This is a genomic window from Streptomyces sp. NPDC048248 (assembly GCF_043201875.1).
GTDB lineage: Bacteria > Actinomycetota > Actinomycetes > Streptomycetales > Streptomycetaceae > Streptomyces.
Map to the genome: position 1 here is coordinate 445441 of NZ_JBICZL010000009.1, position 8173 is coordinate 453613.

An 8173-nucleotide genomic window follows, 5' to 3' on the forward strand; every position below is an offset into this window, starting at 1 on the left:
AGCGAAGATAGAGACTGACCTGTGCCATGCGGCGCGGGCACACAACTACCCATCAAGGGGCGGTGAGTTCACACATGTTCATTGCAGCCGAAAAGGGCGACATCACCACCATCATCGGCGGAATCGCCCCCGACTGGGGGCCGTTCGGCAGCCTGGGCAACGAAGCCCGAGTGATGATCGAAGTGGTCATGGCAATCGCGATCCTGCTGTGCCTCGGCATCGCGATCTGGGGAGCGGCCAAGCAGCGCATCGGCGCCACCGCCCTCCGCGACACCTTCAGCGCCGAACAGGGCAAGGGCCTGATCGTGGCCGGCCTGACCGGCGTCTTCATCATCGGCTCCCTGGGGACGCTCTTCACCATCGTCTACGGCATGGCGGTCTAGCCGCAGCCATCCGCCGCCGCACCCCGGCACGGGGCCAGCCCCGGCGCCACCCCCGTGCGCCCCCGCCCGGCACCTCTCCGCCGTCCCGTGCCCCCGCCCGCCTCCCACCGGCCCCACCCTCCCTCCCGAGGCCACGTGCTGACGCCCACTCACCCCGGCAAGACGCACCTCTCGGCGCGCCTTCGCCACCCCCGCCACCAGGGGACCGATTGGGCTGCCCGGTACGCGGGGACAGGAAGGCCCGGAGGCAAGACGGCCGCGGCGGACGCGGGGCGAACACCGGGCGCAAATCACCCAGAGTCCCCCATTCGCCTCTGCCGCTCAGCATCTGAGGAACCGTCACGGTGAGATGTACTCGTACCACTTCGCCCGAGCCGCCGCCCACGCGGCTACGGTCATATGAGGGCGGCACTACGACGGCACAGAAGGCGATGTCGGCAGAGGGGGCACAGGCGCGATGAGTCTTGGCGATGACGGCGGCTACGGCGGCGACCACCGCGGGTCCGAGACGGGCCAGACGCGTACGAGACTTCCCGACGGCGACAACGACGCCTACGGCACGGGGCGGCGGCCCCGTGCGGGCGGCCTGTCCAGCCGGAACCTCGTCACGATCGTCGGCGTGGTGGTGCTGCTGATCGCCGCCATCGCCTTCGCCAACCGCGGCGGGAGCGGCAACAGCGAGACCACCTCGGACGACACCGCCCAGGACGCCGCCGCCCAGCCGACCGCCCCCACCGGCACCAAGCCGGTCAACGGCAAGAACGGCGGCATCGCCTCAGGCTTCGCCAAGACGGAACAGGGGGCGCAGTCGGCGGCGGCGAATTACGCGGTGGCGCTCACGAGCGACGGCATGTACCAAACCGACACACGGCAGAAGATCGTCAACGCCGTCTATGCCCCCTCGGTGGCAGCGACGCGCAAGAGCGCCCTCAACAAGGTGTACACCGACCGGGACTTCCTCGGCCGTATCGGGCTCAACCCGGATGGCAGCGCCCCGAAGGGCATGACCTTCGTCTCCCGCGCCAACCCCGTCGGGACCAAGACCGAGTCCTTCAAGGACGGCACCGCGAAGATCTCGGTCTGGTACTCCGCTCTCTTCGGTCTCGCAGGCACGGAGTCCAAGAACCCTGTCGCCGAGAGTTGGTACACCAACACCTTCGACCTGAAGTGGATCCACGGGGACTGGAAGGTCGCCGACTTCACGCAGAAGAACGGTCCGGCGCCGGTGGGGCGCGACCAGGCCGCCGCATCGGCAGAGGACATGACCAAGGCCGTGCAAGGGTTCGGAGGGTTCACTTATGCCCGGTAGCACTCGCCGCCGCACACTGTCGCTCGCCGCGCTGGTGACGGCCTTCCAGGTGGGCGCCATACTTCTGGCGACGCGTGCCTTCGCCGCACCCGACCCCACGCCTGACAGCGACCCCTGCGACCTCATCAGGGGCCCCGCCAAGGACTACTGCCAATCCGGCGACAAAGCCGGCTCCAACGCCCCCTCCCCCTCCACCAACCCCCTCGACAACAACCCCCTGGACCCCCTCGAATCCCTCGCCAAGGGCTGCGCCAAAGCCGCCGCCTGGATCGTCACCAAGCTGTCCGAGGCCGTGAAGTCCACCTCTCAGGTCGACTTCACCAACACCACCTTCCTGCGGCAGTACGCCGTCGTCTTCGCGGCGTCGACGATCCTGACGCTGGTCCTGTGGCTGCTCGCGGTCGCCAAGCGCGCCGTGCGCGGGGTGCGGCTCACCGAGGCGATCGGCGAGGCCGTGGGGTTCTTGTGGCTGACGGTCCTGGCGTCCGCGTTCACGCCCCTCATCCTCTACACGATCGTCTCGGCGACCGACGGCGTCACCGAGATCATCGCCAAGGGGACCGGCGCCCAGACCGACACCTTCTTCGGGTCGTTCTCGCAGGCGCTCACGAAGGGCACCGACATCGGCGGCGGCCCGATCATGCTGATCGTGGTGTCGCTGGTCTCCGTCCTCGCCGCAGGTGTGCTCTGGCTGGAGCTGGTGATCCGCGCCGCGTTGCTGTACGTCGGGGCGCTGCTCGGCACCGTCGTGTACGCCGGTCTCGTCGACAAGAACATGTGGGGCCACGTCCGCCGCTGGGCGGGCATCATGATCGCGGTGATCATGGTGAAGCCGGTGATCGTGATCGTGCTCGGCATCGCCGGCGCGCTCTCCCACGACAAGGGCCCCAACGCCTTCTCCGCGGTCGTCTCCGGCCTCGCGATCATCCTGCTGGCCATCTTCGCCAGCGCCGTGATCTACCGCTTCGTCCCCGGCTTCGGCGACGAGATGGTCTCGGCCCGCTCCAACAAGGGCCGGGCCACCGACGGCAGTCAGGCCGCCGCCATGATCTCCTCCCCCGCCGCACTGGTCTCCCAGGGCATCAAGACCCACAGCTCGCGCAGTTCCGGCGGCGACGGCGGCCAGTCGCAAGGCGCCCAGGGCGGTCAGTCCCGGCCCGCCGACGCGGTCTCCGGTGGTGTCGCCGCGCACAGTTCCCGCCCCTCCGGCGGCCGCCCCACCGCCCCCGCTCCCCGTTCCAACCCCAACCCCGGCCCGAGCACCAGCGCCCACGGCAGCGCCCGCACCGGCAAGACAGCAGGAGGTGATGGGCGTTGACCACGCAGTCCCACCCGATCGCGCCCCGTCGCACGTATCTGATCGGCCGCGCCCGGCCCAACGCGATCGTGGGCAAGAACCGCGAGACCGGTGAGATCGCGTTGATCATCGCGGGCGCGTTCATCGGCATGATGTGCGGCCTGCTGGTGCCCGTGCTGCCCCTGCGGATCGCGACGCTCACCGGCTTCCCGATGCTGGGCCTCGCCATCGTCTACGTGCCGTACAAGGGCCGTACGTTCTACAAGTGGTTCGAGATCAACCGCAGTTACCGCCGCACGGTCCGCCGCGGCACCACCTACCGCTCGGCCGCCATCGAGGCCGGCGTACGGCTCGACGGACGCGAGGTCGAGATCGGCCCGCCACCCGGCATCGGCCGGATCAACTGGCTCGCCGCTCCGTTCGGGCCCGACGAGATCGCCGTACTGCTGCACGCCGACCGCAAAACCGTCACCGCCGCCATCGAGATCGAGGGCCCGGGCGTCGGCCTGCGCGACAGCGAGGACCAGGAAGCGCTGGTCGACCGGTTCGGGACGCTCCTCAAGCACGTCGCCAACGGCGACGGCTTCGTGACCCGCCTGCAGATCCTGGCGCGTACGCTGCCCGCCGACCCCGACGCGCACGCCAAGGACGTCGCCCAGCGCGGCGACCACGCCTCCCCCAACTGGCTGCAGGAGTCCTACGAGCAGCTCCAGTCGATGGTCTCCACCTCATCCGAGCAGCACCGCGCCTACCTCGTCGCCTGCATGCACTACACCCGCGAGCTGGCCGCCGAGGCGCACACCATGGCCCGCGCCGCCCGCACCCACCGCGGCGGCCTGATCCGCCAGAAGCTCGACCGCGACGCCGGCCTGGCCGTCGTCATGGCCCGAGAGCTGACGGACATCTGCGCCCGTCTGGCGGAGGCGGACATCCGCGTGCGCCAGCCCCTCGGCCAGGGGCGGCTGGCCTCCCTGGTGCACTCCATGTACGACCCGGACCACCCCATCGACCACATCCAGGCCATGAGCAAGCGCAACGCCTGGCCGGCCGAGCTGGACGCGATGGAGCCGACGTACCTCCAGGCCAAGACCCGCGAGTCCACCACCCGCGCGCCCTGGTGCCACTCCACCGCCTGGATCAAGGAATGGCCGCTGACCCCGGTCGGCGTCAACTTCCTCGCGCCCCTCCTGGTCCACACCCCCGACGTGATCCGCACCGTCGCGGTCTGCATGGACCTGGAACCGACCGAGGTCGCCATCGAGCGGATGCTGACGGAGAAGACCAACGACGACGCCGAGGCCAGCCGCGCCGCCAAGATGAACCGCGTGGTCGACCCGCGCGACGTCGCCCACCACGGCCGCGTCGACCAGCGCGGTGAGGACCTCGCGTCCGGCGCCGCCGGCGTCAACCTCGTCGGCTACATCACGGTCTCCTCCCGCTCGCCCGAAGCCCTCGCCCGCGACAAGCGCACCATCCGCGCCTCCGCCGGCAAGTCCTACCTCAAGCTGGAGTGGTGCGACCGCGAGCACCACCGGGCCTTCGTCAACACCCTTCCTTTCGCGACCGGGATCCGCCGCTAAGCCGCTGGGAGGCGCGTACGTCATGGCCATGCTCGATCCGCTCGGAGCACTCACCGACGCATTCACCAGCTTCCTGTTCGGGAAGGTGGAGACGACACGGCTGCCCGTACGCACCTCCACCGGCCAGGCCCAGGCCGTCTACCTGCCCACCGCGGCCCCCGGACTCGGCGACTCCGGAGTGATCATCGGCCGCGAGGTCTACAGCGGCAAGGGCTACATCTACGACCCCTTCCAGCTCTACGGCCAGCAACTTCCCGCACCCCACTGGCTGGTACTCGGCGAGTCCGGCAACGGCAAGTCCGCGCTGGAGAAGACCTACGTCCTGCGTCAGCTCCGCTTCCGCGACCGTCAGGTCGTCGTCCTCGACGCACAGGGCGAGGACGGCGTCGGCGAGTGGAACCTCATCGCCCAGGAGCTGGGAATAACTCCCATCCGCCTGGACCCCACCGCGGCCCTCAACGGCGGCATCCGCCTCAACCCGCTCGACCCCTCCATCACCACCACCGGCCAGCTGGCCCTGCTGCGCACCATCATCGAGGTCGCGATGGGCCACGGCCTGGACGAACGCTCCGGCTTCGCCCTCAAGGTCGCGCACGCCTTCGTCAACGAGACGATCACCGACCGGCAGCCCGTCCTGACCGACATCGTCGAGCAGCTGCGGCACCCGGAGGCGGACTCCGCCGAGGCGATGAACGTCGACATAGACGATGTCCGCGCCTGGGGCCTCGATGTGGCGCTGGTCCTCGACCGCCTCGTCGACGGCGACCTGCGCGGCATGTTCGACGGTCCGACCTCCGCCGGCATCGACCTCGACTCGCCGCTGATCGTCTTCGACCTCTCGCACATCGACCGCAACTCCATCGCGATGCCGATCCTGATGGCGATCGTCGGCGTCTGGCTGGAACACACCTGGATCCGGCCCGACCGCAAGAAGCGCATCTTCCTGGTCGAAGAGGCCTGGCACATCATCAACTCACCGTTCGTCGCACAGCTCTTCCAGCGACTGCTGAAGTTCGGCCGACGCCTCGGCCTGTCCTTCGTCGCCGTCGTCCACCACCTCAGCGACGTGGTCGACGGCGCGGCCGCCCGCGAGGCCGCCGCGATCCTCAAAATGGCGTCCACTCGCACGATCTACGCCCAGAAAGCGGACGAGGCACGCGCCACCGGACGGGTGCTCGGCCTGCCACGCTGGGCCGTCGAGATCATCCCCACCCTCACCCCCGGCATCGCCGTCTGGGACGTCAACGGCAATGTCCAGGTCGTCAAGCACCTCATCACCGAGGCCGAACGCCCGCTGGTCTACACCGACCGCGCGATGACCGAGGCGTCCTCGATGATGACGGACGAGGCCCGCGCCATCGAACGTGCTGCGGACGCGGAGGCCGAGGAACGCGCCGAAGCACTGGCGATGGCGCGGCAGTTGAGGGACGAGTCGAGCGAGACGGTGGCGTGAGGCGCGGATACGAACAGGGCCGGGACGGCCGGGACCCCCAATACGGCCGGGAGCGCGGCATCCCCGACTCCCTGCTGGTCGGGCTGCTCGCCTTCCTCCTCGGCCTGACCCTGCTGGTGTGGACGGCGACCGGCCTCGCCGGGCTCCTCGCCCACGGCTCCTGGCCCGACGGCGTCACCTACCCCGGCACACCGATGGCCCTGCGCCACCTCGCCTCCGCACCGCACAACCTGGCCGCGGCCTGGCCCGACACCCCCAAGGACCAGCTCTCCGGCTACGGCCTGTTCTGGGGCATCCTCATCAGCCAGCTGATGGTCCTGCTGGTCCTGACGATCTTCACGCTGGGTACGGTCACCCGCTACCGCGCCGTCCGCGCCGCCCGCCGCGAGGCCGCACGGACAGCCCGCGAAGACGCACGCGAGGACGCACGCGAAGCCGCCCGGCACACCCCGGCGCCCCGTACGGACACCGCACCCGCCCCGGTCGCCGCCGGCACCCCTGCCACACCCACCGACACCGCGGCCACCCGGCTCCCGGAGCCCACCCCAGCACCGCACCCGGCCACCCCGGCGCCGCAGCCCACTCCCACCCCTGTTCTCGCTCCCCTGACCGACGAACCGGCCGACGGCCCGCTCCCCGTCCCGCACGCCACACCCCCGGCCGCAGACCTCACCGAACCGGTCGTCCCTCGCGTGCAGTTCGGTACGGATCGCGCCGCCGCCCTCGCCGCGGCGGCGACCACCATCGCGACCGCCGAGGGCGCGCTCATCGTCGCCACATCCGACCCCACCCTGTGGACCGAGACCAAGAACGCCCGCTCCAAACTCGGCCCGGTGCTCACCTACGACCCCACACACTGCCTCGACACCCCGGCCCGGCTGCGCTGGTCACCGACCGCGGGCTGCGAGGACATCGCCACCGCCACCGCCCGCGCCGCCGCCCTGCTGGCCCCCGTCCGCCCGGCGAGCACCCTGGACTCGGCCGTCGCGGACGCCGCCCAAACGCTGCTGCGCTGCTGGCTGCACGCCGCCGCCGTCGAAGGCCGCCCCTTCCGCCAGCTGCACCGCTGGGCCCACTCCACGGGCGCCGCCCAGGAACCCGTACGCATTCTGCGCACCCACCCCAAGTCGTCCGCCGGCCAGGCTGGCGAGCTGGAGTCCGTCCTCACCGCACACGCCGAACGCCGCGAGATGGCCAAAGAGTTGGTCAACCGCTCACTGGCAGCCCTCTCCTCGATCCACATCCGCGACGCCTGCAACCCACTCCGAGCAGATTCGCTCGTTCTCGAATCATTCGTCGACGAAGGGGGAACGCTCTACGTGGTGGGCGAATCCCTTGAGGACCCGCGCACCGATCCGGGTGCGATGCCGCTGCTCACCGCACTCCTCTCCAGCGTGGTCGAGCACGGCCGCCGCATGGCCGAACGGTCATCTGACGGTCGGCTCGACCCACCACTCACCCTGGTCCTGGACGACATCGCCGCGCTGGCGCCCCTCCCCGCGCTCCCCGATCTCCTCGAAACGGGCCACCTGCGCGGCATCCTGACGCTTGCCACCATGCGCTCCCAGGAACAGGCCCGCGCCCGCTGGCCCCACCAATCCCTACCGGCCTGACGAACCACCACATCACCGCACCACACCGCCACCCGGCGCAGGACCAACCCATACGGCCCTCTGGGCGCCTCCCGCACGCCCTGGCGGCAAGGCCGTCAGCTGGACCGCCCCGGCCCCGCAGGGCCGCCCGCACACCGCTGTCGACGCTCTTCTCCACGAACTACGGCGGCACTCCAAGCGCTCCTCAGTACGCCGTCCCAGGCCCCGCTTCCCCCCAGGGCTCCAACGGCTCCGTCGGCAACCGCAGCACCTCCGCAATGATGTTGCGTACGAGGCCGAAGCGACGCACAAGCTCCCTCGTCGGCCTCGTCGGCACAACGACCTCCTTGCCGACGGCGATCAGGTGGGCCGAGGTACTTCGGCCCGGCCGCCCAGAATTCACTGCACCGGAAACGCGTGTAAGCCCCGCAGGAACCGAAGTTCCCACGGGGCTTACACACAAAGATTGTTCGGCGGCGTCCTACTCTCCCACAGGGTCCCCCCTGCAGTACCATCGGCGCTGAAAGGCTTAGCTTCCGGGTTCGAAATGTAACCGGGC

General features: G+C 70.2%; 6 protein-coding genes and 1 rRNA gene. 6 read left to right on the forward strand and 1 reads right to left on the reverse strand.

Annotated features, from left to right (window positions below; genetic code table 11):
* The first annotated feature begins 74 nt into the window (after nucleotides 1-74).
* The 6 genes from ACGFZW_RS22210 to ACGFZW_RS22235 all read left to right on the forward strand — a co-directional run bounded on the left by ACGFZW_RS22210 (nucleotide 75) and on the right by ACGFZW_RS22235 (nucleotide 7635).
* Complete coding sequence (locus ACGFZW_RS22210) at nucleotides 75-383, forward strand: hypothetical protein (RefSeq protein WP_393894892.1); 309 nt, start codon at nucleotides 75-77, stop codon at nucleotides 381-383.
* 457 nt (nucleotides 384-840) lie between these two features.
* Nucleotides 841-1692 (forward strand): hypothetical protein, encoded by an 852-nt coding sequence (locus ACGFZW_RS22215; RefSeq protein WP_393894893.1) that lies wholly within the window; start codon nucleotides 841-843, stop codon nucleotides 1690-1692.
* Nucleotides 1682-3010: a hypothetical protein gene (locus ACGFZW_RS22220; protein ID WP_393894894.1), complete on the forward strand. Its 1329-nt coding sequence runs from the start codon at nucleotides 1682-1684 to the stop codon at nucleotides 3008-3010. Before ACGFZW_RS22215 ends, ACGFZW_RS22220 begins: the two co-directional genes overlap by 11 nt.
* On the forward strand, nucleotides 3007-4569 hold the full coding sequence (locus ACGFZW_RS22225; protein WP_393894895.1) for an SCO6880 family protein: 1563 nt from the start codon (nucleotides 3007-3009) through the stop codon (nucleotides 4567-4569). Before ACGFZW_RS22220 ends, ACGFZW_RS22225 begins: the two co-directional genes overlap by 4 nt.
* A gap of 28 nt (nucleotides 4570-4597) precedes the next feature.
* Complete coding sequence (locus tag ACGFZW_RS22230; RefSeq protein ID WP_393894918.1) at nucleotides 4598-6022, forward strand: ATP-binding protein; 1425 nt, start codon at nucleotides 4598-4600, stop codon at nucleotides 6020-6022.
* Complete coding sequence (locus tag ACGFZW_RS22235) at nucleotides 6019-7635, forward strand: type VI secretion protein (RefSeq protein ID WP_393894896.1); 1617 nt, start codon at nucleotides 6019-6021, stop codon at nucleotides 7633-7635. The genes ACGFZW_RS22230 and ACGFZW_RS22235 overlap by 4 nt, the downstream gene beginning before the upstream one ends.
* Nucleotides 7636-8082: 447 nt before the next feature.
* On the opposite strand, the gene rrf is transcribed toward ACGFZW_RS22235, so the two are convergent.
* A 5S ribosomal RNA gene (gene rrf / locus ACGFZW_RS22240) occupies nucleotides 8083-8173 on the reverse strand; the annotation flags it as partial.

Coding starts and splice junctions, on each gene's coding strand:
- ACGFZW_RS22210 (WP_393894892.1), top strand. CDS start 75: ATGTTCATTGCAGCCGAAAAGGGCGACATCACCACCATCATCGGCGGA.
- ACGFZW_RS22230 (WP_393894918.1), top strand. CDS start 4,598: ATGCTCGATCCGCTCGGAGCACTCACCGACGCATTCACCAGCTTCCTG.
- ACGFZW_RS22215 (WP_393894893.1), top strand. CDS start 841: ATGAGTCTTGGCGATGACGGCGGCTACGGCGGCGACCACCGCGGGTCC.
- ACGFZW_RS22220 (WP_393894894.1), top strand. CDS start 1,682: ATGCCCGGTAGCACTCGCCGCCGCACACTGTCGCTCGCCGCGCTGGTG.